This window comes from Bradyrhizobium sp. USDA 4501 (assembly GCF_054062115.1).
This window is the reverse complement of the sequence record NZ_JBSSEX010000001.1, coordinates 2,335,340-2,358,905: the sequence shown is the minus strand read 5'-3', so window position 1 is coordinate 2,358,905 and position 23,566 is coordinate 2,335,340. Positions and strand designations below refer to the sequence as shown.

Annotated in this window: 19 protein-coding genes; 14 read left to right on the top strand and 5 right to left on the bottom strand. The window is 64.6% G+C overall.

Features of this window, described 5'->3' with window-relative positions; all coding sequences use genetic code 11:
• Window positions 1-93: 93 nt before the first annotated feature.
• The 3 genes from ACVWZM_RS10555 (at window position 94) to ACVWZM_RS10545 (ending at window position 2,316) form a co-directional block, all read left to right on the top strand.
• Window positions 94-993, top strand: a complete 900-nt coding sequence (locus ACVWZM_RS10555; RefSeq protein WP_168855223.1) for a transglutaminase family protein — start codon at window positions 94-96, stop codon at window positions 991-993.
• A 2-nt stretch (window positions 994-995) separates the two neighbouring features.
• On the top strand, window positions 996-1,808 hold the full coding sequence (locus ACVWZM_RS10550) for a transglutaminase-like domain-containing protein (RefSeq protein ID WP_456853089.1): 813 nt from the start codon (window positions 996-998) through the stop codon (window positions 1,806-1,808).
• Window positions 1,809-1,917: 109 nt separating this feature from the next.
• Complete coding sequence (locus ACVWZM_RS10545; RefSeq protein ID WP_316395585.1) at window positions 1,918-2,316, top strand: gamma-glutamylcyclotransferase family protein; 399 nt, start codon at window positions 1,918-1,920, stop codon at window positions 2,314-2,316.
• A gap of 155 nt (window positions 2,317-2,471) precedes the next feature.
• Here the strand turns inward: ACVWZM_RS10545 and ACVWZM_RS10540 are convergent, their stop codons facing one another.
• On the bottom strand, window positions 2,472-3,026 hold the full coding sequence (locus ACVWZM_RS10540; RefSeq protein WP_076827947.1) for a chlorite dismutase family protein: 555 nt from the start codon (window positions 3,024-3,026) through the stop codon (window positions 2,472-2,474).
• 210 nt (window positions 3,027-3,236) lie between these two features.
• Here ACVWZM_RS10540 and dnaG point away from each other — a divergent pair, with 210 nt between their 5' ends.
• Together dnaG and rpoD are read left to right on the top strand one after the other, a co-directional pair.
• A complete protein-coding gene (gene dnaG, locus ACVWZM_RS10535) occupies window positions 3,237-5,258 on the top strand; it encodes a DNA primase (protein ID WP_456853087.1) in 2,022 nt (673 codons plus the stop codon).
• 366 nt (window positions 5,259-5,624) lie between these two features.
• Window positions 5,625-7,757 carry an RNA polymerase sigma factor RpoD gene (rpoD, locus tag ACVWZM_RS10530; RefSeq protein WP_225159702.1) on the top strand — a complete coding sequence of 711 codons (2,133 nt, stop codon included), beginning with the start codon at window positions 5,625-5,627 and terminating at the stop codon, window positions 7,755-7,757.
• A 159-nt stretch (window positions 7,758-7,916) separates the two neighbouring features.
• Here the strand turns inward: rpoD and ACVWZM_RS10525 are convergent, their stop codons facing one another.
• Window positions 7,917-8,153: a hypothetical protein gene (locus tag ACVWZM_RS10525; RefSeq protein WP_026192271.1), complete on the bottom strand. Its 237-nt coding sequence runs from the start codon at window positions 8,151-8,153 to the stop codon at window positions 7,917-7,919.
• A gap of 174 nt (window positions 8,154-8,327) precedes the next feature.
• Window positions 8,328-11,144, bottom strand: a complete 2,817-nt coding sequence (locus tag ACVWZM_RS10520) for a CHAT domain-containing protein (RefSeq protein ID WP_456853085.1) — start codon at window positions 11,142-11,144, stop codon at window positions 8,328-8,330.
• A 328-nt stretch (window positions 11,145-11,472) separates the two neighbouring features.
• Between ACVWZM_RS10520 and ACVWZM_RS10515 the strand changes: the two genes are divergently transcribed.
• The 3 genes from ACVWZM_RS10515 (at window position 11,473) to ACVWZM_RS10505 (ending at window position 14,158) form a co-directional block, all read left to right on the top strand.
• Window positions 11,473-12,078 carry an ester cyclase gene (locus tag ACVWZM_RS10515; protein WP_156436298.1) on the top strand — a complete coding sequence of 202 codons (606 nt, stop codon included), beginning with the start codon at window positions 11,473-11,475 and terminating at the stop codon, window positions 12,076-12,078.
• A gap of 168 nt (window positions 12,079-12,246) precedes the next feature.
• Window positions 12,247-13,053, top strand: a complete 807-nt coding sequence (locus ACVWZM_RS10510; RefSeq protein WP_253624844.1) for a lytic murein transglycosylase — start codon at window positions 12,247-12,249, stop codon at window positions 13,051-13,053.
• A gap of 256 nt (window positions 13,054-13,309) precedes the next feature.
• Window positions 13,310-14,158 carry an FRG domain-containing protein gene (locus tag ACVWZM_RS10505; protein ID WP_057018057.1) on the top strand — a complete coding sequence of 283 codons (849 nt, stop codon included), beginning with the start codon at window positions 13,310-13,312 and terminating at the stop codon, window positions 14,156-14,158.
• A 226-nt stretch (window positions 14,159-14,384) separates the two neighbouring features.
• On the opposite strand, the gene ACVWZM_RS10500 is transcribed toward ACVWZM_RS10505, so the two are convergent.
• Window positions 14,385-15,254 (bottom strand): SDR family NAD(P)-dependent oxidoreductase, encoded by an 870-nt coding sequence (locus tag ACVWZM_RS10500; protein ID WP_057018056.1) that lies wholly within the window; start codon window positions 15,252-15,254, stop codon window positions 14,385-14,387.
• 160 nt (window positions 15,255-15,414) lie between these two features.
• Here ACVWZM_RS10500 and ACVWZM_RS10495 point away from each other — a divergent pair, with 160 nt between their 5' ends.
• From ACVWZM_RS10495 to ACVWZM_RS10470, 6 genes are all read left to right on the top strand, one after another.
• Complete coding sequence (locus ACVWZM_RS10495; RefSeq protein WP_057018055.1) at window positions 15,415-15,819, top strand: response regulator; 405 nt, start codon at window positions 15,415-15,417, stop codon at window positions 15,817-15,819.
• Window positions 15,820-15,933: 114 nt separating this feature from the next.
• Window positions 15,934-16,545, top strand: coding sequence for a LysE family translocator (locus ACVWZM_RS10490; protein WP_456853082.1), 612 nt, complete (start codon window positions 15,934-15,936; stop codon window positions 16,543-16,545).
• A 790-nt stretch (window positions 16,546-17,335) separates the two neighbouring features.
• Entirely contained in the window at window positions 17,336-18,541 is a 1,206-nt protein-coding gene (locus tag ACVWZM_RS10485) for a GGDEF domain-containing protein (protein ID WP_456853080.1), read from the top strand.
• A gap of 34 nt (window positions 18,542-18,575) precedes the next feature.
• Window positions 18,576-19,196, top strand: a complete 621-nt coding sequence (locus tag ACVWZM_RS10480; protein ID WP_253588098.1) for a peptidoglycan recognition protein family protein — start codon at window positions 18,576-18,578, stop codon at window positions 19,194-19,196.
• 192 nt (window positions 19,197-19,388) lie between these two features.
• Complete coding sequence (locus ACVWZM_RS10475) at window positions 19,389-19,580, top strand: VOC family protein (protein WP_456853078.1); 192 nt, start codon at window positions 19,389-19,391, stop codon at window positions 19,578-19,580.
• 1,143 nt (window positions 19,581-20,723) lie between these two features.
• Window positions 20,724-21,599: a L,D-transpeptidase gene (locus ACVWZM_RS10470; protein ID WP_456816981.1), complete on the top strand. Its 876-nt coding sequence runs from the start codon at window positions 20,724-20,726 to the stop codon at window positions 21,597-21,599.
• 1,151 nt (window positions 21,600-22,750) lie between these two features.
• Here the strand turns inward: ACVWZM_RS10470 and ACVWZM_RS10465 are convergent.
• On the bottom strand, window positions 22,751-23,563 hold the full coding sequence (locus ACVWZM_RS10465) for an aminoglycoside phosphotransferase family protein (protein ID WP_456853076.1): 813 nt from the start codon (window positions 23,561-23,563) through the stop codon (window positions 22,751-22,753).
• Window positions 23,564-23,566 lie beyond the last annotated feature (3 nt).

Sequence of the window (23,566 nt, the reverse complement as noted above, 5' to 3'; positions counted from 1 at the left end):
CTCAACTTTGCCTATTCAGGCGGCATGCTGATCTGGAATCGGGCAGCTTTCTCTATAGATTATGCAGCCCGAAATCACGATGATTGTTTGAAGATGCCGCTGCTGACTATTCATCACAAGACCGTTTATCGCTACGCGCGCCCGGTGGCGTTCGGCGAGCACCGCATCATGCTGCGCCCCCGTGACGGCCATGATCTGCGCGTGCTCGACAGCGCACTTGTGATCGATCCACAGCCGATGTCGCTGCGCTGGATCCACGACGTGTTCGGCAACAGCATGGCGATCGCCGCCTTCGACGAGCGCGCCGACATGCTGTCCTTCGTCTCGACCGCGACGGTGGAGCACAATCCGGCCGATACGTTTGCGCTGACGCCGGACGATCCCGCCTATTTCTATCCGTTCCTCTACGACGATGAGGAATTCCCCGACCTGCAGCAGTTCATTACGCCGCAATATGGCGACCCGAACGGTGAGCTGTCGGCCTGGGCGCGGCGCTTCCTCGATGTCGAGGCGCCGACGCCGACTTTCAAGATCCTCAGCGGCATGACCCACGGCATCCGCGAGGCGTTCAGCTATCGCAAGCGCTACGAGCAGGGCACCCAGCATCCGCTCGACACGCTGCGCACGCAGTCCGGCACCTGCCGCGACTATGCGCTGTTCATGATCGAGGCGCTGCGCCGGCTCGGCGTCGCCGCGCGCTTCGTCTCCGGCTATCTCGCGATGCCGCCCGGCAGCGCGCACGGCTATGTCGGCGGCGGCTCGACCCATGCCTGGGTGCAGGTCTATCTGCCGAGCGCGGGCTGGATCGAGTTCGATCCGACCAACGGCATCGTTGGCACGCGCGATCTGATCCGCGTCGCGGTGGCGCGCGACCCGCGCCAGGCGATCCCGCTGCACGGCGTCTATCTCGGCGCGGCGGACGCCTTTCTCGGCATGGATGTCGACATCAAGGTGGTCTCGGTCGGCGAGAACGCGGAGCAGGAGACGGCCTGACGATGCAGATCAAGGTCGGCTTCGAGATCACCTACGCGGCGGCGCAGCCGACCCCGATGGTGATCATGCTGTCGATCCATCCGTCGCGCTACGCCGACATCGTCGGCACCGAGCGCCTTTCGACCGAACCGGACGTGCCGATCGGCCTCTATCGCGACGGCTTTGGCAATGTCTGCGGGCGGCTCGTTGCCCCCAGCGGTGGCGTCACCTTCCGCGGCAGCGCGCTGGTGCGCGATTCCGGACTGCCTGACATCGTCAATCCGGCTGGACAGCAGCTGCCGGTCGAGCAATTGCCGGACGACATGCTGCTCTATCTGATGCCGAGCCGCTATTGCGAGACCGACAAGCTGACCGATGTCGCCTGGTCGCTGTTCGGCAACACACCGCAGGGCTGGGCGCGGGTGCAGGCGATCACCGATTTCGTGCACCACCACGTGACGTTCGGCTATCAGCACGCCCATCACATGAAGTCGGCGCACGACGTCTATGAAAGCCGCGCCGGCGTCTGCCGCGACTTCGCGCATCTGGCGCTCACCTTCTGCCGCTGCATGGGCATTCCGGCACGCTACTGCACCGGCTATCTCGGCGACATCGGCGTGCCGCCGGACCCGGCGCCGATGGATTTCTCCGGCTGGTTCGAGGTCTATCTGTCGGGCCAGTGGTACACCTTCGATGCCCGCCACAACACGCCGCGGATCGGCCGCATCCTGATGGCGACCGGCCGCGACGCCGCCGACGTCGCCCTCACCACGAGCTTCGGCCGCATGACGCTGACGAAGTTCGTCGTGGTGACGGACGAGGTGGCGGCGGCCTAGCGTCCCCCGGGATTTTCTGTCATTCCGGGATGGTGCGTTAGCACCAGACCCGAAATCTCGAGATTCCGGGTCTGGTCCTTCGGACCATCCCGGAATGACAACTGAACCTATGACCTCCGATATTCTTTTCGTCTACGGCACGCTGATGCGCGGCTTCGACCATCCGATGGCGAAGCTGCTCGCGGGCAATGCCGAATTCCTCGGGCCGGCGCAGTGCCGCGGCCGGCTCTATCTGGTGAAGCATTATCCGGGCCTCGTGGTGTCGGACGATCCGGCGGACATCGTGCATGGTGAGCTGTTCCGCTTGCGGGAGCGTGAGGCCATGCTGCGTGAATTCGACATGTACGAAGCCTGCGGCGAAGGCTTTCCGCCGCCGACCGAATATGTCCGCGAGATGCTTGCCGTCACGCTCGCCGACGGCAATGTGAGCGAGGCGTGGACCTATCTCTACAACTGGCCGGTCACCGAGCTGCCGCGGATCGCGTCAGGAAAATTCCTCGAGCATTAGCGCTCGGACGTACCGCATGTTTCGTCATGCGCGGGCTTGACCCGGGCATCCATCTCACTTCGCAATAGTCATTCTCTTGATGGATTGCCGGGTCATAGGCGAGCGGAAGCGACGCCGTCATTCTGACGGCTGTGCCGGCCACCACGAAAGAGAAGTCAATCCTCCCGCACCACGCGGATGTCGACCTCGCGCTCGACATAGCTCCATTCCTCGGTCGCGCGCAGCATGCCGACCAGTTCGTCGAACAAGGTGACGTGGTCGGGGGCGAATTCGAACCAGGTCAGGAAGTCGAAGGGCATGCCGAGGTCGCGCGAATGAAACAGCTGGCGGGCGATTGCGGGGAGGAATTTCAGGGTGCCTTCGATGTGGTGCGACTTGTCCTCGAAGATCTTGCGGCGCTCCTCCTGCGTGAGCTCCCACCACGCCGCGGATTTCCGGATCGGGATCAGCGCCGCGTGCGTTGCCTCGCTGCGGCCGAGCCCGGCCTGCACGGCCAAGAGCTTCTCGCGCTCCTCCTTCTCGGTGTAGCGCAGATGGCTGGCGACGCCGGCGAGCCGCCAGGAGGTCTGCGCCGGCAGCAGCGGCAGCGCGATCGATTCGCTCGCAACGATCGACAACGCCGCGACCTTCGGCAGCGTCTCGCCCTTCACCCGCGTGATGGACGTGACCTGCCAGCCGCCGCTCTGTCCGCCTCTGAATGTCGTGAACATGGCCTATCCAATCCCGGAAGCGGGGAGGGGGCAAGCTTGCCGCACAGGCTCTCCACCGTGGATTTGGGGGTAACCCGCTCGACGGAGCCGCGACGGGCCAGACCTGTGAATAGCCCGGAAAAGCCCCACATTGTTCGGCATGGCGGGCCGTGCCGCTATATGGCTAACCGGTTGTCCGCGATTCGCCGCCCGAGCCCAAAATCCTGACTGATGCGTTTCACGCCCGAATTCCTCGATGAGCTGCGCGCCCGGCTTCCGGTCTCGGAAGTCGTGGGCAGGCGCGTCAAGCTCAAGAAGGCCGGCCGGGAGTGGAAGGGGCTGTCGCCGTTCCAGCAGGAAAAGACGCCGTCGTTCTTCGTCAACGACCAGAAGCAGGCCTGGTTCGACTTCTCGTCCGGGCTGAATGGCAACATCTTCGACTTCCTGATGAAGACCGAGGGCGTGACTTTCCCCGAGGCGGTGGAACGTCTCGCCGCGATGGCGGGTGTCCCGCTGCCGGCGGTGACGCCCGATGCCGCGCGACACGAGCAGCACCGCCGCACCCTGCACGACGTGATGGAACTGGCGACCAAGTTCTTCGCCGACACGCTGGCTTCGCGGGGCGGCGCCAAGGCGCGCGGCTATCTTGCCGACCGCGCCATCTCGCCGGCGACCCAGCTCCAGTTCCGGATGGGCTATGCGCCGCCGGATCGCTTCGCGCTGAAGGAGCATCTCGGCGCACTAGGTATCTCCACCGACGACATGGTAGAGGCCGGGCTTCTGGTGTCCGGCGAGGACAAGCCGGTGCCGTTCGATCGCTTCCGCGACCGCGTCATGTTCCCGATCACGGATGCCCGCGGCCGCGTCATCGCATTCGGCGGGCGTGCGCTGGAGAAGGACGTTCCGGCAAAGTACCTGAACTCGCCGGAAACCACGCTGTTTCACAAGGGCGACAATCTCTACAATCTGTTCACCGCGCGGCAGGCCGCGCATGACGGCGCACAGCTGATCGTCGTCGAGGGCTATGTCGACGTCATTGCCATGGTCACGTCGGGCTTTCCCGGCGCCGTCGCGCCGCTCGGCACCGCGCTGACCGAGAACCAGCTCGGCCTGCTCTGGAAGATGGTCGACGAGCCGATCCTCTGCTTCGACGGCGACCGCGCCGGCCAGAAGGCGGCTTATCGTGCTGCCGACCTTGCATTGCCGCAGCTCAAGCCGGGCAAGAGCCTGCGGATTGCGCTGCTGCCGGAAGGGCAGGACCCCGACGATCTCGCCCGCTCCGGCGGCCGCGGCGCGATCGAGGACGTGATCTCGGCCGCGCGTCCGCTCGCCGAAATGATCTGGTCGCGCGAGATCGAGGGCGGCAATTTCGATACGCCCGAGCGCCGCGCCGCGCTGGAGGCGCGGATCGGCGAGCTCACCAATGGCATCCGTGACGAGGTGGTGCGCCGCTATTACCGGCAGGACCTGCAGGAGCGGCTGCAGCGCAATTTTGCGCCCGAGGGCGGCCGCGGCGGTTATGGCCGCGGCGGCTACGGAAGGGGCAATTTCGGCGGCGGCCGCGGCGGCGAATCACCCCGCCAGTTTGTCCCCCGGGGACCTGCCCAAAACGGCCGACAGGGAGGCCCGCAGGGCGGCCGGTTCGGTGCCACCCCCGGGATTTCACGGGGTCCCTATCAGGCCGCCAGCCCCCAATTGGCCAACAGCCCGATCATGCGCGGCCAGCGCAGCGCGATCTCGCGCCGCGAGGCCCTGATCCTGCAGTCGCTGATCAACCACCCCTGGCTGCTGCACGACCATCTCGAGGAGGTGGCGGCGCTGGAGCTCGCCCATCCCGAGGCCCACAAGCTCAGGGCCGCCATCATCGCCGCCTTTGCCCACGACCATCACCATTCCCCTGACGCCGAGGAGCAGGCCGAGAAGATGCGGGCCGACCTGGAAGCAGGCGGATTATCCCCTATTCTTCAAAGGGTTGAGCGGGCGATCACAACCCAGGCGGTGTGGGGTGCGCAGATCGGCGCGGCGCGCGAGGATGTTTTATCAACCTGGCGTCAACTCGTTGCCTTGCATCAGAAAACCCACGCCTTACTTAGGGAAAGAAAAGATGCGGAAGCGGCTTTGGCTGAAGACTCCAGCGAGGCCAATCTGGCATGGTTGCAGGATATCCAGGCCCGGATGGCAGAAGCCGACGGGACCGAAGCCCTGATTGAAGGGTTCGGCGAATTATCGGGCCGGTTCCAGCGTAATGTCTGATAACAAAAATGCTGCGGACGGCGCTGGCCGCACCCGCGAAAAGACTCGCCAAATCCATGGTTTGGCTGCAAAAACAGGGTTAAGCGAAACTTAATAGCTACCGTAGCATTTTCAGGCGAAGTGGTTCCCGGTTCGCCGTCAGAAAATGCGTCAGATCTAGATCTGTCGCGTCTTCCGATCGTAAAACCGGTGTCCACTTTTACGGAAGACGCGACGGGCTATTGCAGATTGGAAACCGTCGAGACGGATGACAGGGGTGGCGAGATATTGCGCCGCCCTTTGTGCGTCGAGAGAGTAAATCTAGATTTCGTGCGGATGCGCGTGCGTGGCGCCATTTTGCATGACCGCGTTTCGGGAGCTTAGTGAATGGCCACCAAGGCAAAGACGCTGCAGGTTAAGGACAAGGAAAAAGACGACAAGGCAGCGGATGCTCCTGAGAAGGATGCCGCTGACGCGCCGTCGCCGTTGCTCGACCTGTCGGATGCCGCGGTGAAGAAGATGATCAAGCAGGCCAAGAAGCGCGGCTTCGTGACCTTCGATCAGCTCAACGAAGTGCTGCCCTCCGATACGACGTCGCCCGAACAGATCGAAGACATCATGTCGATGCTGTCAGACATGGGCATCAACGTCACCGAGGCCGACGATAGCGAGGGCGAGGACGAGAAGGACGACGGCGACGACGAGACCGATAACGAGCTCGTCGAGGTCACGCAGAAGGCCGTCACCGAGGTCAAGAAGTCGGAGCCCGGCGAGCGCACCGACGATCCCGTGCGCATGTATCTGCGCGAGATGGGCACCGTCGAGCTGCTCTCCCGCGAAGGCGAAATCGCGATTGCAAAACGCATCGAGGCCGGCCGCGAGGCGATGATCGCGGGCCTCTGCGAAAGCCCGCTGACCTTCCAGGCCATCATCATCTGGCGCGATGAGCTCAACGAAGGGAAGATCTTCCTCCGCGACATCATCGATCTCGAAGCCACCTATGCCGGCCCCGAGTCCAAGGGCGGCATCAATCCGAACCTGATCGGCAGCAACGGCGCCGAGGGTGCCGCCGCTGAGGGCAATGGCGGCGACGCGCAGGCCGGTGCGCCGGCCCATGTCGCGCCGCCGGCAGCGCCGCCGTCGCCGACCCCGTTCCGCGCCGCGCCCGCCGGTGGCGAAGCCGCCACCGAGGAGAAGGATCCCGCCGAGGCCGCCGCCGAAGGCGACATGGACGACGACGAGTTCGAGAACCAGATGTCGCTCGCCGCCATCGAGGCCGAGCTGAAGCCGAAGGTGGTCGAGACCTTCGACAAGATCGCGTCCGAGTACAAGAAGCTGCGCCGCCTGCAGGAGCAGGACATCGCCAACCAGCTGCAGAGCGAGTCGCTGTCGCCCTCGCAGGAGCGCAAGTACAAGAAGCTGAAGGACGAGATCATCGTCGAGGTGAAGTCGCTGCGCCTCAACCAGGCCCGCATCGATTCGCTGGTCGAGCAGCTCTACGACATCAACAAGAAGCTGGTCTCGTTCGAGGGCCGCCTGCTGCGCCTCGGCGACAGCCACGGCGTCGCGCGCGAGGACTTCCTGCGCAACTACCAGGGCTCCGAGCTCGATCCGCGCTGGCTCAACCGCGTCTCCAAGCTGTCGGCCAAGGGCTGGAAGAACTTCGTCCATCACGAGAAGGACCGCATCAAGGACCTGCGTCACGAGATCCAGTCGCTTGCGGCGCTCACCGGGCTCGAGATCGGCGAATTCCGCAAGATCGTGCACGGCGTGCAGAAGGGCGAGCGCGAGGCCCGTCAGGCCAAGAAGGAGATGGTGGAAGCCAACCTCCGTCTCGTGATCTCGATCGCCAAGAAGTACACCAACCGCGGCCTGCAATTCCTCGACCTGATCCAGGAAGGCAATATCGGCCTGATGAAGGCGGTCGATAAGTTCGAATATCGCCGCGGCTACAAGTTCTCAACCTACGCCACCTGGTGGATCCGGCAGGCGATCACCCGCTCGATCGCCGACCAGGCCCGCACCATCCGCATTCCCGTGCACATGATCGAGACGATCAACAAGATCGTCCGCACCTCGCGCCAGATGCTGAACGAGATCGGCCGCGAGCCGACCCCGGAAGAACTCGCCGAGAAGCTCGGCATGCCGCTCGAGAAGGTGCGCAAGGTCCTCAAGATCGCCAAGGAGCCGCTGTCGCTCGAAACGCCTGTGGGCGATGAAGAGGATTCGCATCTCGGCGATTTCATCGAGGACAAGAACGCGATCCTGCCGATCGACGCCGCGATCCAGTCCAACCTGCGCGAGACCACGACGCGCGTGCTGGCCTCGCTCACCCCGCGCGAGGAGCGCGTGCTGCGCATGCGCTTCGGCATCGGCATGAACACCGACCACACGCTGGAAGAAGTCGGCCAGCAGTTCTCGGTCACCCGCGAGCGCATCCGCCAGATCGAAGCCAAGGCGCTGCGCAAGCTGAAGCACCCGTCGCGGTCGCGGAAGCTGCGGAGCTTCCTGGACAACTAATATTTCCGATTGTCATTGCCGGACTCGACCCGGCAATCCATCGAGACAACAACGGCGGGCCTGGGCCCGCCGTTTTCATTTTGATCCGTCTCCGACGTCATTGCGAGGAGATTGCTTCGCTGCGCTCGCAATGACGTGGATAGAGTTGTGTGGACGCCGCTACTTCTTCTTCGCGCCGACGCGCTCGATGGACTTGATCTCGAGCGGCGGGCGGCCGCCCTTTTCGGCGATCTCGCGGTCCTGCTCGCGCAGGAAGGCACGCACCGGCTCGTCGCCGTCGAGCCCGCCAATGAGCTCCGACGGCACGCGGCGGTTGGAGCGCTGCGAGCCGTCTTCATAGAAGACGTTGAAGAAGGCGAATTCGCCTTTGGGATTGGTCCCGGGTTTTTTCGGCATGCGCGGCTTGTCCTCGATCGGGGCGCCGCTGTCAAAGCAAATCGCCGCCGGTCTGCCCTGCGCCGACCTGCCCTGCGCGATCGGGTTGCGTGCGGCCCTTGCGCAACGCCGGGCGCAGTTCGGCCCGGCATGCGCTCGCGGTGCCCGTCCGGTCACATCAACGACATATACGGCTCAGCCCTCGAACAGCACGAACGCCGCCCACACGCTGGCGTCGCCCGCGCCCGCGACCTTGCCGTCGCGCGCATCGCGCCTCGTCTGGCGCAGCGCATCGGAATAGGTCAGGCCCTCCGCGAGGTGCTCGTAGAACCGCACGGTGAAATTCGCGGTGCCCTCGTCGGCGACCGGCCACAACGTCAGCAGTGCCCGCCGCGCGCCGGCGATGCCGAGCGCGGTCGGCAGGCCGCGCAGGCCGCTGACGAAGCTCTCGTCGCCGCGGCCGGTCTCGCAGGCCGACAGCACCAGCAAGTCGAGACCGGACAGGTCCCAGTCCATCAATTCGAAGCCATAGAGATAGCCGTCGTTCTCGTCGCGCAGCGGAAATCGGCTGTCGCCGGCGCCCGACAGCACGATGCCGCTCTGCCAGAGCGTATCGAGGCCGGAGGCCGTGCTGTCGCGATAGAAGCCGTGCGTCGCCAGATGCGCGATGCGCGCCTTGCCGATCGCCGCGCGCAGCGTGCCTTCGCTGACGCCGCGCCCGGTCAGCATCTCGACCGGCGCGCCGCGCGCGCGGGCGAGTTTGGCGATCGCCTCGATCTCGGTCCGGGTCGCGGGCAGCGGCATCGGCCCCGGCTCGCCGTATTCGATGCCGCCGGCGAGCAGCATCGCGCCCCGCTGATCGAGCGTCTCGCGCGCATGGATCGCGATCAGCGCATCGGGGCTGGTCAGCATCCGGATCGTGAACTTGTCCTCCAGCAGGCCGCCGCCACTGCCAGGCAGCAGCGCGAACGGCACGGCGAACAGGAAGCCGTCAGGCACGACATAGAGCGTGGTCTTGTCCTTCAGCAGCGGCTCCAGCGGCGCGAACAGCCGCGCCCGGAGGTTCTGGAAGCGGCCCTTGACGTCGGGCGCGTGCGTGTCGGGATCCGGCGCAGCGGCCCGCGTCGCGCGCAGCCGCGCGATCTCGGTGCGCACGCCGGTGTCGACCATCCGGCCGGGATCGCCGAGATCGACCACGCGCGGCTCGCTCGTTGCGGTCTCGACGATGGCGTAGAGCACGGTCGCCGCCAACGGGTCTTTCGCCTGGCGATCCGCCTTCCATTGCCGGGTGATGAAATAGTTGACGACGGCTTCCCGCGCCGCGAGCAGCTGTGACGGACGGATCGGGTCTTGCGGTCGCTTCGCACCGATCGCATCGAGCCGCTTCTGCAGCGCCTTCTCGGCGGCGTCCTGCCGCCCCCACACCGACCTCGCCCAGTCGTCGATATTGCCCGACGAGAACAGCTCCTGTTTCTCGCCGTTGAGCCGGAGCGCCGTCCGCAGCAGCGTCGCGGTCTCCTCGTCCTTGCCGGCGACCTCCGTCTCGAGCTGGCGCAGCGCCGTGGCGTCGGCGCCGCCGAGCGTCTTCCAGCGCAGCACGGCGGCGGCAAAGGCCGGCTGCGCCACGGCGGAGCCGGCGCCGGTGGCGAAGCGGCCGAACGCGAACAAGAGATGGTCGGCATGGGCGCGGATCGCTTCGGCGACGGCGCGATCGCCCGATGTGCCGACCTCGCGCTTCATCCAGTCGAACATCTCGCGGTCAAGCGCGGCGAAGGCCTGCACCGCGCGGCTCGGATCATCAGCGATCAGGGCGGTCGCGATGCCGAGCTTGATCTCGAAGCTGATCGGATGCTGCGCGGTGAAGGCGCGGGTCGAGATCGCCAGCGCGGTCTCGCGCAGCCGCATCCCCTTGTCCCGCTCGCGGCGCTGCTCGCGTTGGCCGGCAGCCAGCACCGCGGATTTGATGCGCAGGAAATCCGCATAATTCGCCTCATTGGCGACGATCGCCTCCAGCCGCCCCAGATCGGCCGGCGCGATCGCGGCATCGCCGGCGGCGAGCATGTCGGTGTAGAACAGCCAGCCGTCGGCCTGTCCGGCAAAGCTCGGATCCTTCGGCGCCATCGCGGCCGCGATCGCTCGGTGGCGGCGGAAGTAGCGGCGGGCGTCGTCGAAGCGGCCGAGATTGAGGAAATCCTGGCCGGCGTTGTTGACCGTCACCAGCGTGTTGAGATGGTTCTCGCCATAATGTCTGGCGCGCTTCTCGATCGCGAACAGATCGAGCTCGAGCGCCTTCGCCGGCGCGCCGATCTCGCGCAGCATGTCGGCATAATTGTTGGCGAGCTTCCAGGTGGTGCGATGGTCGGGCCCCAGCGCCTTCTCCGCGCGCTCGAAATTGTGCCGGCCCAAATTGGTCGCCGACGCCGCCGAGCCGTTGGCGGACAGCGCGACCGCGAGCTTGTCGCTCGCGATCAGCGATTCCTCGGAGCCTTCGCCCCAATAGGCGTGGAACGCCGCGATCGCCTTCATGTAGAGCGGAACGGCTTCGGCGATCCTGGCGTGGTCGGACAGCAGGATCGCGTACATCAGCAGCACGTCGGCGTTGCCGGGCGGCCGTTGCGCCGCCGCCTTGCTCTGGAACGCGCGCACGAACAGTTTTTCGGCGAGATCGTCGCGCTTGACCGCGCGCAGCGTCGTGGTCGCGTCGAAATACTGCTCCATGACGAATTGGGCGTCGTCGAGCTTGTCGGCGGCATCCAGTGCTGCAAGCAGCTGTGCATAGCCCGCGTCGAACTTGCCGCCGCGCGTCAGCGCGACGGCGTTCTTCATTTGTGCGGCGATCGCCTGCGTGCTGCCGGCGCCTTGCGCCGGCGCGCGCTTGGCGGGGGCGTTCTGCGCGGCGGCGGTGTCGATCGCTGCGCTCAAGAAAGCGCCGAGCGCGAGCACGACACCGATCGATGCGGCAGCCCTGCGCGCGCGTGCGAAACCCAAGGGGAAGCCCAAGGCGATCGTCATCGGCAGCACATCCTCATCCCCAAACGCGTCATCGGATGGCATCCCCAAATGACGGCGGCGTTGCAGCCGGCGTGCCTGGCTTTAGCGGCGCGGCTTTGCATGAACTAGACAGCGCAACCGGCCGCCTGCCGGCGGAAGCGGCTTGCCCGGCCCGCGCTTCTTGGTCGCGGCCGGCGGCTTCGGCGTTCATGCGTCGCGTTCTCAAATGCTGCCGTGCGGTGCGTCGCTCGCCCGGGCACCGCCGCTTGCATGCCACCGGCAGTCAAGCCAACGGACGATGTTACCGCCGGCCGGCCGGCCCGCCGTTCGCGCAGAGGCGAGGGCAGAGGTGAGGGAATGGCTGGCGGTGGAGCCTCGCGCGCCAGCGCACTTTTCCGGCAGCGGTCTTTCGTATCGTCGCGCAAACGAACGACGGCCGAAAGTTGAGCTTGTTCTGACCATCGTCACTTGCGCCATCCCGTCCGATTCGCGTATGAGGCGCATCTCTCTCTTTCTACAACCTTTCCTTCGAGAACCGACGCCGATGTCCCACGCCACAATCGACGCCAACAAGGCGCTCGTGCTCGCGCATTACGACGCCGTGACCAACCGCCACGATCCCGAGGCGATCCGCGCGCAGTTGGCGCCCGACTTCTTCGACCATGCGGTGGGCAAGCGGCTGAGCGCCGAGGACGTGATCGCGCATTCGGCCGCGATGCACGAGACCTTCGCCGACCTGTCGGCGGTGGCGGAATGCCTGGTGGCCGAGCGCGACATCGTCGCCGGCCGCTTCGTCTGGCGTGGCCGGCACCGCAGCCCGTGGCGCGGCATTCAGCCAACCGGCCGCCACGTCGAATTCCGCGGCATGACGTTCTGGCGGATTCAGGACGGCAGGATTTCCGAGCGCTGGGCGGAGATCGATTTTGTGGACCTGGAGCGCCAGCTCAGGGATTGAGCTTCGGCTACGTGCCGATCGGTTGATGGATGCGCCGTGGTCATTCACCGTGCGAACATGGATAGAGGCGCGTAGCTGCCCGCCGAGGATGGAGTGTCGTGCCGACGCTTTGACTGCCTCGTTTGCTCCATGGCATGATCGGCCAATCGAAGCAGGGGGATTTTTTGCATGTTCAGGTGTCGTTTGGCGGTTGTGTTCGGCGCCTTGCTGCTTGCCACCCCCTCCTATGCCGCGCGCTGCGGTGGCAGTTTTCCGACCTTCGTCCAGTCGTTCTCGCAGGAGGCGGCGAGCGCCGGCATCCAGCAGGACGTGATCTCCGCGGCGCTCGGCGGCGTGCAGCAGGATGGCGGGGTGCTCGCCTTCGACCGCCGGCAGCGCTACACCTTCAACAAGACCTTCGAGCAGTATGTCGCAACCCGGGTCGGGCCCGGGCGCATCAATGGCGGCCGCGCGATGCTGCAGCGGCACGCCGCGCTGCTTTCGAAGATCGAGCAGCAGTATGGCGTGCCGCGCCAGATCCTGGTCGCGATCTGGGGGCTCGAGACCGATTTCGGCAAGGGCGACATGGGCAAGCTGCCGGTGTTCCGCGTGCTCGCGACGCTGGCGCATGATTGCCGCCGCACCGACCTGTTCCAGGGCGAGCTGCTCGCCGCGCTCAAGATCGTGCAGCGCGGCGATCTCCGTCTCAACGACATGATCGGCGCCTATGCCGGCGAGATCGGCCAGACGCAATTCTTGCCGTCGTCCTACATCAAGTATGGCGTCGATTTCGACGGCGACGGCCATGTCGACCTGCGCCACTCGGTCGCGGACGTGCTGGCCTCGACCGCGAACCTCCTGCACACCAGCGGCTTCAAGATGGGCGCGCCCTATGGCGAGGGCACCGCGAATTTCGAGGCGATGCGCGAGTGGAACAGGGCGGTGATCTATCGCAAGACCATCGGGTATTTTGCCGATCAGCTCGTGGGGCGGTGAAGGCGCGGCGGCCTTATCCGTCATTGCGAGCGGAGCGAAGCAATCCATCTTTCGGCAAATGCGAGACGATGGATTGCTTCGTCGCTTCAGCGCAAAATTGCTTCGCAATTTTGTCGCCGAGCTCCTCGCAATGACGATCGTTTCCATCGGGCCGCATCACGCATGGAAAAATGGATTCCGGGCTCAGCCCTGCGGGCTGCCCTCAGATGCGCAATTGCGCATCGGGGAATGACGGGTTGAGAATTCTGGTGTCTCCATGGAAACCATCGGCAGCCAAAAAATCTGGTCGTTCTTCGACCGCCGCGGATGCCAGGTCGCGAAGAACTCGGCGGTGCGGGAGGGGCCGGGCCATCGCGTCGGCTCCTATCTTGAGCTCGCCACCAAGATCGCCGAGCTGCAATTCCTCAACCGCGATCATGTGCTGCTGTTTCGCGGCCAGGGCGCCGACTACAGGAACATCAAGCGCAACTCGTCGCTGAAGCCGACGCTGTTTCGCGGCGGCCGCGGCAATCCCGATCAAGCGACGCTGGTCGGGCGGTTCGATGCGCTGCAACGCGCCGAGCGGATCCTGATCGCCGAATACGCCAGCGAAAAGCTGCTCGGGCTCGAGCGGTTGAAGCGGCATCGCATCCTGCGCTGGTCGATCCTGCAGCATTACGAGGTCTGCACCACGCCGCTGCTCGACGTCACCCATTCGATTCGGATCGCCGCCTCCTTTGCCTCGCTGGCGGAGACCGGCACCGCCTTCCTCTATGTGCTCGGCGTGCCGAATCTGAGCGGCGCGATCACCGCGAGCGCCGAGGCCGGCCTGCAGATCGTGCGCCTCTCCAGCGTCTGCCCGCCGTCGGCGGTGCGGCCGCACATCCAGGAGGGCTATCTGCTCGGCGAGTATCCGGAGATGTCCGGCACCGAGCAGAAGGAAAACTACTTTCCCTACGAGATGGATTTCGGCCGGCGGCTGGTCGCAAAATTCTCGTTCGCGCCGGCGTCGTTCTGGAAGAATGATAATTTTCCGCAGGTGGCGAGGAGCGCGCTCTATCCCTCGGAGCGGAGCGATCCGCTGTTCCGGCTGGCGCTCGGGGTGAAGAAGCAGCTGGGCGGGTAATCTCGTGTCGCGATGACGCGCAGGCGTGACTCGCAGGCATGGTATGACCCGCGGGCCGTGCAACATCCCCGGTGTCGTCCCGGGCTTGACCCGGGACCCATAACCACAAATGTCCGTGTTGCACGACGCTGTGGCCCCCGGCGTGCCTCACCAACCCAATCCTGTGGTTATGGGTCCGGCTTTCGCCGGGACGACGGCGGTGCGCGGGTTACTCCGCGCTATCGTGCTACTGGCTCGCACTCGCGGCATCGCGCGCGATCCGCCGCGCCGCCGTCTTCTCCATCATCCGTTGCATCGTTTTCCAGTAGGTCGCCGGGCGGAAGCGTTGCAGCAGGTCCATGAAGTATGCGTCCTTGCCGATCAGGATGCGCGGCTGGTTCTTCTCGATGCCGGCGATGATGCGCTGCGCGGCCGCGGTCGGCGTGGTCCTGGCCAGTGCGTCGAAGCGCTCGATCGATTCGGCGCGGCGGGCATTGTCGGTGACGCCGGTGCCGGCGCGCGAGTTGCGCGCGATGCTGGTGGCAACGCCGCCCGGATGCACCACGGACAGACGCACCGGGCTGTTCGCCACCGCAAGCTCGTGGCGCAGGCTTTCCGAGAAGCCGCGCACCGCGAACTTGGCCGCGCAATAGGCGCTCTGGCCGGGCGGGGCGATGATGCCGAAGATCGACGAGATGTTGACGATATGCGCCTCGCGCCGCCGCGAAAGCTGCGGCAGGAAGGCGCGGGTGCCGTGCACCACGCCCCAGAAATTGATGTTGAACAGCCACTCCATCTGCGCCTGATCGAACTCGCCGAACTCGCCGAGCAGCGCGACGCCGGCATTGTTGACGACGATGTTGAGCGAGGGGTGCGCTGTAACGGCGGCCTCCGCGAACGCCGTGATCTGGTCCGGCTCGCTGACATCGAGCCGATGCACGGTGACCTTGCGCGGGCTCGCTTTCGCGATCTCCGCGGCGGCGGCCTGCAGGCCGGCCTCGTCGCGGTCGGCGATCGCCAGATCGCAGCCGCGCAGCGCCAGTTCATGCGCGAGCGCGCGGCCGATGCCGCTGGCGGCTCCGGTCACGGCAGCGGCGGATCCAGGGATCGCGGTCATGTCGGGTGAGCTCCATCTCAACGGGGGTGGTGGTTGCCAAGCGAGGAACACGGCATTTCCACGCTTTTCTCAAATTGGAACTGAACCATCCAGTGATTTTGGGCATTTAATCTATGTTACGCGCTCGAAGCGAAGCATTCAAACCAAGGGAGCCACACCCATGGGACAGTCAAAGCCCTACCGTGCGAAGGCCCTGGTGGTTGAGGACGACCCGATGCAGCGCGAGATGATCGGGCTGCTGCTGGAGGAGAGCGAGTTCGACGTCATCGCCTGCGAGAGCGCCGAGGCCGCCGAGCTGGTGCTGCAGGGCAACGGCGACAACGTCGTGCTGATGATGACCGACGTCGAATTGGCCGGAAACATGACCGGCATCGAGCTCGCTTATGCCGCGAAGAAGTACAGACCCGATCTCGACGTGATCGTCACCTCGGGCAAGCCGCTGCGGCAGCGCCTGCCCGAAGGCGCCTTGTTCTGGGCCAAGCCCTGGGCGCCGCTGGACGTGATCCGGGTCGCCGAGATGAAGGCGTCGGAGCTTTCGCATCGCGGATGGCGCAGGTCGTCATAACGGGGTGTCGACGCTGGCGCCGGGCGGAGGCCGGCAGCCGCTTCCGCCGTCCCCGTCGCCGTGATATTGGCGGACGATGTCCCGTCCGCCTGTCCCGCCCGCCGAGGATTTGAAGTGACCTGGTCCTTTCTGCTGACGTCGCTGATCGTGGTGGCCTCGCCCGGCACCGGCGTGCTCTATACGCTGGCGGTGGCGCTGACCCGGGGAGCGCGGGCGAGCGTCGCGGCGGCGTTCGGCTGCACGCTCGGGATCGTGCCGCAGATGATCGCGGCGATGCTCGGGCTCGCCGCCATCCTGCACACCAGCGCCGTGGCGTTCGCGGCGCTGAAATGGGGCGGCGTCGTCTATCTGCTCTACATGGCCTGGCAGGCGCTGCGCGAGCGCGGCGCGCTTGCCGTCGACACCGAGATCAAGCCGCGCTCGCGCCGGCGGGTGATCGTGACCGCGATCCTGATCAACATCCTCAATCCAAAGCTGTCGATCTTCTTCCTGGCCTTCCTGCCGCAGTTCATCGCGGTCGACGAGCCGCACCCGCTGGCGCGGATGGTCGAGCTCAGCGGTGTCTTCGTGGCGATGACCTTTGCGGTGTTCGCGGTCTACGGGCTGTTCGCCGCCTCGGTGCGCGACCGCGTCATCACCCGGCCGAAGGTGATGGCCTGGCTGCGGCGAAGCTTTGCCGCGGGCTTTGCGCTGCTCGGCGCCAGGCTCGCCTTGGCGGAGCGCTGACGTCGCGGCCGTCACGCCCGGACGCAGGCAATAAAAAAGCAGGCGTTGCGCCTGCTGCCTTGCGCCCGTCAGTTCGGGGCCGATCGATGTAGGGTGGTGAATTCGAGGTTGACGTCGCTGCGACCGGTTGTCCCGGTCCGGGTGCCCGGGCAGGGCAAGAGCCGCTACCCGGGCTGGAATTCGTTACTTCTTGGCGGCCTTCTTCTTGGTGGCCTTTTTCGCCTTCGCCTTCTTCGCCTTCTTCGCTTTCTTAGCCATAGTATCCTCTCAGGGTTTCATGGATTGAACGCGACTCCGAGGCATGCTTGGCGGAGGGCCAGCCTCGCAACATCCTCGATATCAAACTCAGCAGATTCGGAGGCTGCTGCCGCGTGCTGTCACGGCGTCGTCATCGTGTTATCCACAACTGTTACGCGTTTTCGCCAGCTTTTTCGCAAAGCGTTGCGCATGTCGCGCGTCGCGGCGTCGGCGCATCCGTCATGCTTAACGATGCGCAAACGGCGGATGCGCAGATCTTCATCAATTCAAAACCACGGCGCGGATTGGCACGTTGTGGGTGACGCTCCGTTAAGCGGCGCGGCCGCATGCTGTTCCGTAAGACAACGGGGATTGTCATTTGAGGAAGCGCCCCGGGGGCATGATCCGGACAAGTGCGAAGCGGTTTTCCGAAAAGATCATGCCAAAACAAGAATCTAACGCGCGATGATGATTCAGCCTGATCTCATCGCGCTTTAGCGGCAGACGGTCATTTCAGGAGAGGCGAGGCCGATACGGCTCTCGAACAGGGGCGATGTTGAGCGTTCCGACGCTTTGGACGGTATTCATTATCAATTTTCTCGCGCTCGGGCTGATCTGGGCCTATGTCGCGCGCAGCTATCCTGCTTTCGGCGCGGCGCGGTTCTGGACCGCGTCGGCCCTCGTCGCCTCCGCCGGGGCCAGCTGCGCGATGCTTCGCGTGATGCTGACGGACTCGCTGCTGCCGCTGCTTGCGGCCGGGACCTTGATGGTGTTCGCCGCCGGCCTTGCCGCGATGGGCATCGAGCGGTTCTACGACAAGCCTGCGACCTGGCGCGCCACCCTGCTGACCACGGCGCTGGCCTTCGCCGGTCTCGGCACCTTCATCTTCGCCTATGACAGCATGCCGATGCGCATCCTGGTCTACACCATTGCCCAGGTCACGCCGTTCGCGCTGACGCTGAAGCTGTTGCTATCGTCCGAGAACGGCCGCGTCAGCCCCGGTGCCCGGCTCGCCGGCATCGTCGCCTCCGTGCTGATCGGCATCTATGCGCTGCGTGCCGTCGGCGCGCTGCTGCAGCCCGGCGAGTTCTCCTTCCTCCGCTTCTCTGCGGGGCAGTCGCTGGTGATCCTGCTGATGGTGTTCCTGTCGATGGCGCTCAATTTCGGCTTCCTGCTGATGGCGATCGACCGGCTGCGCAACGAGGTCGCCGACCTCGCGCTGCTCGACGATCTCACCGGCGTCGGCAACCGCCGCCATCTCTTGCAGCGGCTGACCGAGGAATGCGCGCGCTCCGACCGCAACGGCGAGGCGTTCGCGCTGCTGGTGATCGACCTCGACGGCTTCAAGGGCATCAACGACACCCATGGCCACGCCGCCGGCGACGCCTGCCTGCAGCATTTCACGCTGATGGCGCAGACGCGGCTCCGCCCGGGCGACATGCTGGCCCGCACCGGCGGCGACGAGTTCTGCATCGTGTTGCCGTCCTCGACGCTGCGCGAAGGCGCGATGATCGCGCGCCGCGTGCTCGAGGTTTGCCGCGCCGATGCCGAGCAGTGCACCGGCAGGGACATTCCGGTCGCGGTCTCGATCGGCGTCGCGCAATGGACCCGCGAGATCGGCCTGCATCCCGATCGCCTGGTCGCCGCCGCCGACCACGCGCTCTACGACGCCAAGAAGGGCGGCAAGAACGGCTACGCGACCTACGAGCCGAAGCCGGCGCCCGAGACGGTCGAGGCGAGCCTGCGCAAGCGCGCCTGAGCGTGCTAACGAGAGACGACACCGGATCTCCGTGATGATGCCTCGCCTGCTCACCGCACTACTTGTGCTTGTCCTGTTCACTGCCGCATCGGCCGAAACGCCCGATCTCGCGGCCATCGCGCGATCGCAAGGCACGCCCGAGATTCCCGGCTTGAAGATGGTCTGGCTGGCGCCCTGGGGCGACGTCGCCAAATCGCATCCCTGGCGCAATATCATCGTGCACCAGACCGAGGGGCCGCAGGGCTCGGCGCGATACGGCGCCGAGGCGCAGCACAAGAACCCGACCCGGCGCGGCGTCATGATCTGGGTCGAAACCGACGGCACGGTCTATTGGGCGGTCGCCGACAGCCTCGTTCCGACCCACACAGACGGCGCCGATCGCAACGACAACAAATACATCGACAACAGCAAGACCTATCACCAGGTGAACAAGGACACGTCGATCGGCGTCGAGTTCTCCGGCAATTATCCCGACGTCACGACGGGCCCGACCGACGCACAGGTCGCGGCCTGGCGGGTGCTGGTGAAGCTGCTGCGCGCGCGTTACGGCATCCCGCCGGAGCGCGTCTACGCCCACAACTGGATCGACTTCAAGGATGCCCGCTACTGCGAGGGCTGCGCGCTCGCCACCATGGCGCGGCAGTGGGGCGAGTAGGGCAGGTACTCATCAAGATCCGGGACGCTAGCGTTTGGTGACGAAGCGGCAACCCGACCCGACCTCGGCGATATCGCCTTCTGAAGCGGTCATCTGGCTGTCCCAACCCCAACTCCCACCTTAAAGGTGACAAATTTTCAGACATTGAGAAGTGCGGACGCAAGTTGTTGCGTGACGTTGGAGTGCACCAAGATGAGCCCTTCCGGAGCCTTGATCGCGATCCTGCCGTGTAATGACCTTGATGCGTCGGAGCGGTTCTACAATCGGCTGGGCTTTGCGCGCCCGGACGGCGAAAGGCCTGCTCCGGGAGAGCCCGACACCTATCGCATGCTGTCGAACGGGAAGGGCGGCTATCTACATCTGACGGACGCGGTCGAGGGATAGCTGACGCCGGGCAGAAACCCTTTTGGGCTTTATCTTTACCTCGAGAGTGTTGATGCTGCGGCCCGCGAATTTCAGCAATCACCCGAAGACAAGCCGTGGGGGATGCACGAATTTGCGGTCTCTGACCCTGATGAAACGTTGGTCCGTGTCGGTTGGCCAACCCGCCTCCGCGCCGGAGCGCAATAATTCGTCTGCTTTTAGCCCCCCTAGCCGACATAGCCAAGAGCGCCTGTTTTGTCCGCTTCGTAGGATGGGTGGAGCGAAGCGATACCCATCAAGCTTGTGCTGCGCGGTGGGATGATGGGTATCGCTGCGCTCCACCTATCCTACGGACTGGCCAGGGCAGCCTTGACCCATCGCGGACATTTCCTCGTCTTCATCCATTGATCTGGATCAATGCGTCCCCTCACGTTCGCGTTGGCATCGTTCGTTCTGCCAATCCATACGGAGGGTACTATGGAAAGCGCATGCAGGTATCCCTTAGCGTTGATCGTCTTTGCGTTGGCACCGTCTGCTTTCGCCGCCGAGCTCCCAAAAGAAGGCAACTTCGATTACACGGCGTGCTGGTCGGGCACGAGCAACACTATCTCATTTTCCAAGACCCACATCGCGCGAAGCTATGAGCATACCGGCTCTATCCGAAGCAATCCTCCAGGTGGGCTTTTCGACAAAGATACATTCCGGTGCGTAGGGGTTAGTGCATCTCTTGGTGGGAAGATTACTGGCACCACGGTCTGCGAGTCCATTGATCGAGACGGTGATAAGCGACTTTCGTACTTCTCGACGTCAGAAGGAAAGGTAACCAGAGAGACAGTCGCGGGGACTGGGAAGTACGACGGCATGGTCATGACCGCAACGATACAACCCTTAGGGCCTTTCCCGGTCATCAAAGAGGGAACCTTTCAAGACTGCAATCACCAGACTGGTACCTATACGTTGAAGTGATGTTGCATCTTTGCGCGAGGGCCGCCTTTGGGCGGCCCTTGCTTTGCCCGAACCGGCGATCGGATGTGGACGATGGGTGTTGCAGAACAAGGGCTGGCGTTAACGACGCTTGGCGATTTCCAGCCTGGGCGACATCGCTTCGAAGCTTGTTAAAATTTGCCGGATACCCCTTCCGGGCATTGCGATCAGGGGAGAGGTATGGGTAAGCGGGCCAAACGTGGAAAGACCGAGACGCTCGCGCTACCAGTGGCCGGAAGAGTTGTAATTGGCGTCGTGGCCGCTGCCGCATTGGGGTACGGCTTGCTGTGGCGGCCGGCCGGCGTTCAACCGATACGGAAGCAAGCCGCGCACCAGGTGCCGGCACCATCTAGTCCTACGCCGTCGACTCCCATTCACGTAGCGGCGGCGGTTCAGGCGCCAGCGCCAGCTCCGGTTCCGATCCCGGTCCCCGCGCCCCGGATCGAAACACCAAAAGCCGCTGACGCTCCCGGAAAATTTGCTCGGCAGGTGGTTGACTACGTCAGTCACCAGCCGCCGGGCACCGTCGTCATCGATACCGGAAACACATTCCTCTATCTGGTTCTGAATGGCGGGCAGGCGATGCGCTACGGCATTGGTGTCGGCCGCGAAGGTTTCACATGGTCCGGTGAGCAGGTCGTGGCCCGCAAGACAGAATGGCCGGATTGGCGTCCGCCGGCAGAGATGATTTCGCGCCAGCCTTATCTGCCGCGGTTCATGGCGGGCGGTCCTGGCAATCCGCTCGGTGCCCGGGCGATGTATCTGGGCGATACCGAATACAGAATCCACGGCACCAACAAGCCCGATACGATCGGGAAGCGGGTTTCATCCGGCTGCATCCGGCTCACCAATGACGACGTCATGGACCTCTATGATCGGGTGAAAGTCGGCGCGAAAGTGATCGTGCTTCCGGCACCAGCTGCCCATCGACCATCCCCGGGCGCGCCGCCCGACGCCGCCGTCTCATCGCAGGAACCGGCGTCGCCGTCGAGCCGGCCCTCGGCAGTCAACGCGCAACCGCAGGCTTCTCGATCGAAGATGGCCGACGCCCAGTAACTCAATTCTTCTGTCCCAGATCTACAACTTGAGAAGCAGCCCCGTTCAAAATGGGCTGGGTGGCCGCACCGTAACCTGCGGCATGCCAGGCGTCGGTGCGCTGTATGAGACCGTATGATCGCGTGCGTGGGGCATTGGTAGTAGCGCGCTGCAGCAACAGCGGTTTCTTGTGGATCAAATCCGGGAAAGTCGTAGCGTCGTGAGTAGAGGCTGTGCCGCTACAGCCTTCCAGCCCCGGCAGCCCCAGCTCACCCCCTGAGCTGGGGCTTGCTTGGTTCCTCGTTCGATGGTCGATCGGGATGGATGGCGTCGAGTACGGCCTGATAGGTCTAGCGATCGTTTTCTTCGTCGTCGGCGGGGGCGCTCTTCTGCTCGGATGATCAGCCCTACAACCCCCACACCATCGCGACGGCCAAGAGCACCAGCATGCAGGGACCGCGGTCACAGGCGCCCTTTCGCGTTAGCGATCACGTCTCACTGAGCACATCGTAAATCGGCAAATGCCGGCGGCAATTGCCATTCGGAACTGGTCCTAACCAACAGACGGGCAGGCAAATCGCATGCGCAAAAGTAGTAGCGCGCCGCAGCATTGCGGTTCGTAGTGGATAGAAATTGGGAAAAAGGCGCAATGTAACGTCGTGGGCGGAGGGCGGCCGCTACAGCCTCCGAAGCCGCGTCAGTCCCAGCTCAATCCGCCTTCCAGCTGGGCGCACCGGACGAGGAGGGAGATCTCATGAGGGCAGCGCTCTTGGCATTATCGCTCGTTGGTCAGCCGCCCGTACAAATTTCAGACAGTGTTCCCAACTTCGACATCAAGTCGCTTTGCGCGGACGTTTCCGTTGACGATAAAGCGTCGGGACTTCCCCAGGACGCGAGCAAGTGCGTGAGTGACGAGGCGGTTGCGCGGCAGCAGCTAAACTCGATCTGGCTAACTGTCCCGGCGGGACCGCGAGAAAGTTGCGAACTCATGGCAGGGTCAGGGCAAGTACAAAGCTATGTCGAACTCCTCATTTGCTTGAAAATGATTGACTGGGACTCGCCATCGACAGTGCCCTCTCAGAGGCCCAGGCAAGGTTCGAAAACGCCAGGCAATTAACCGCCGTTCGATGAATTGCGACGGAGCGCTGTGAAGCGTGCGGAGAGGTCACCATTCAGTCTTCCGAGCGCAGAGTCGCTTCGATGCGCTGGATCAGCCGCTCCCGCAGCGAAGGCACCGCGTTGCCGAGAACGGCGAAGGTGCGGACGATGGGCAAATACGGCTCCATTGCCGCCGTTAGATCCGCGAGAGACATGCCGTTGAGCCGGGCATATTCGGATTGCGCCGCCGCATTGGTCGCGCGCGGCCGCTCCGGATTGTCGGCGACTTCCGGCCCGAGCTCGGACAGGATCACGCGCAAGAACCCAAGCTCGAGGACGGCGGGCCCGCGCATCGCGCTGACCCAGTCGACCAGCTTTGGGCCTTCCGCTGTCATGATCACGTTACCGGGGCTCAGGTCGGTATGGCAGAGCCCGTCGCCCGGCGGCAAGCGATCGATCAGCGCGAGGATTTCAGTGGCGATGTGCTTCGGGAGCTTGCCGTCGTCGTGCTCCAACTGAGCATCCATATACTCGTGCATGGAGAGGACCTCCGGCGGCAGGGGCGTCTTGTGAATGGACATGGCAAGAGCCGCGATGATCGCGCCGGCCTGTTCGAACGTCACCGCGCCGGTTCGGGTTAGCTGCAGCAGGGTCGGTCCGTCGAGGCGCTGCAGCACGATGCCGAAGCGCCCGTCCAGGGTCACTTCGCCGAACACCTCCGGCACCGGAACGCCGGCGGCGTGGACGGCGCGGATCATGCGCACCTCGAACCAGGGCATCCGCCGCGGCAAGCCGGGCTTGAACAGTTTGACGACGCGCCCCGGCGCCCAGGCGTAGGCTTCGGAGTAGGCGCCTTCACCGATCTTTTCCCCCAGCGATCCTCGCATGCC

Bases quoted from the DNA above. Each gene is read 5' to 3' on its own strand.
- ACVWZM_RS10470 (WP_456816981.1), top strand. From the start codon at position 20,724: ATGGGTAAGCGGGCCAAACGTGGAAAGACCGAGACGCTCGCGCTACCA.
- ACVWZM_RS10525 (WP_026192271.1), bottom strand. From the start codon at position 8,153: ATGCCGAAAAAACCCGGGACCAATCCCAAAGGCGAATTCGCCTTCTTC.
- dnaG (WP_456853087.1), top strand. From the start codon at position 3,237: ATGCGTTTCACGCCCGAATTCCTCGATGAGCTGCGCGCCCGGCTTCCG.
- ACVWZM_RS10500 (WP_057018056.1), bottom strand. From the start codon at position 15,254: ATGACCGCGATCCCTGGATCCGCCGCTGCCGTGACCGGAGCCGCCAGC.
- ACVWZM_RS10540 (WP_076827947.1), bottom strand. From the start codon at position 3,026: ATGTTCACGACATTCAGAGGCGGACAGAGCGGCGGCTGGCAGGTCACG.
- ACVWZM_RS10495 (WP_057018055.1), top strand. From the start codon at position 15,415: ATGGGACAGTCAAAGCCCTACCGTGCGAAGGCCCTGGTGGTTGAGGAC.
- ACVWZM_RS10545 (WP_316395585.1), top strand. From the start codon at position 1,918: ATGACCTCCGATATTCTTTTCGTCTACGGCACGCTGATGCGCGGCTTC.
- ACVWZM_RS10510 (WP_253624844.1), top strand. From the start codon at position 12,247: ATGTTCAGGTGTCGTTTGGCGGTTGTGTTCGGCGCCTTGCTGCTTGCC.
- ACVWZM_RS10520 (WP_456853085.1), bottom strand. From the start codon at position 11,144: ATGACGATCGCCTTGGGCTTCCCCTTGGGTTTCGCACGCGCGCGCAGG.
- ACVWZM_RS10485 (WP_456853080.1), top strand. From the start codon at position 17,336: ATGTTGAGCGTTCCGACGCTTTGGACGGTATTCATTATCAATTTTCTC.
- ACVWZM_RS10505 (WP_057018057.1), top strand. From the start codon at position 13,310: ATGGAAACCATCGGCAGCCAAAAAATCTGGTCGTTCTTCGACCGCCGC.
- ACVWZM_RS10480 (WP_253588098.1), top strand. From the start codon at position 18,576: ATGATGCCTCGCCTGCTCACCGCACTACTTGTGCTTGTCCTGTTCACT.
- ACVWZM_RS10550 (WP_456853089.1), top strand. From the start codon at position 996: ATGCAGATCAAGGTCGGCTTCGAGATCACCTACGCGGCGGCGCAGCCG.
- ACVWZM_RS10465 (WP_456853076.1), bottom strand. From the start codon at position 23,563: ATGCGAGGATCGCTGGGGGAAAAGATCGGTGAAGGCGCCTACTCCGAA.
- ACVWZM_RS10555 (WP_168855223.1), top strand. From the start codon at position 94: ATGCCGCTGCTGACTATTCATCACAAGACCGTTTATCGCTACGCGCGC.
- ACVWZM_RS10475 (WP_456853078.1), top strand. From the start codon at position 19,389: ATGAGCCCTTCCGGAGCCTTGATCGCGATCCTGCCGTGTAATGACCTT.
- rpoD (WP_225159702.1), top strand. From the start codon at position 5,625: ATGGCCACCAAGGCAAAGACGCTGCAGGTTAAGGACAAGGAAAAAGAC.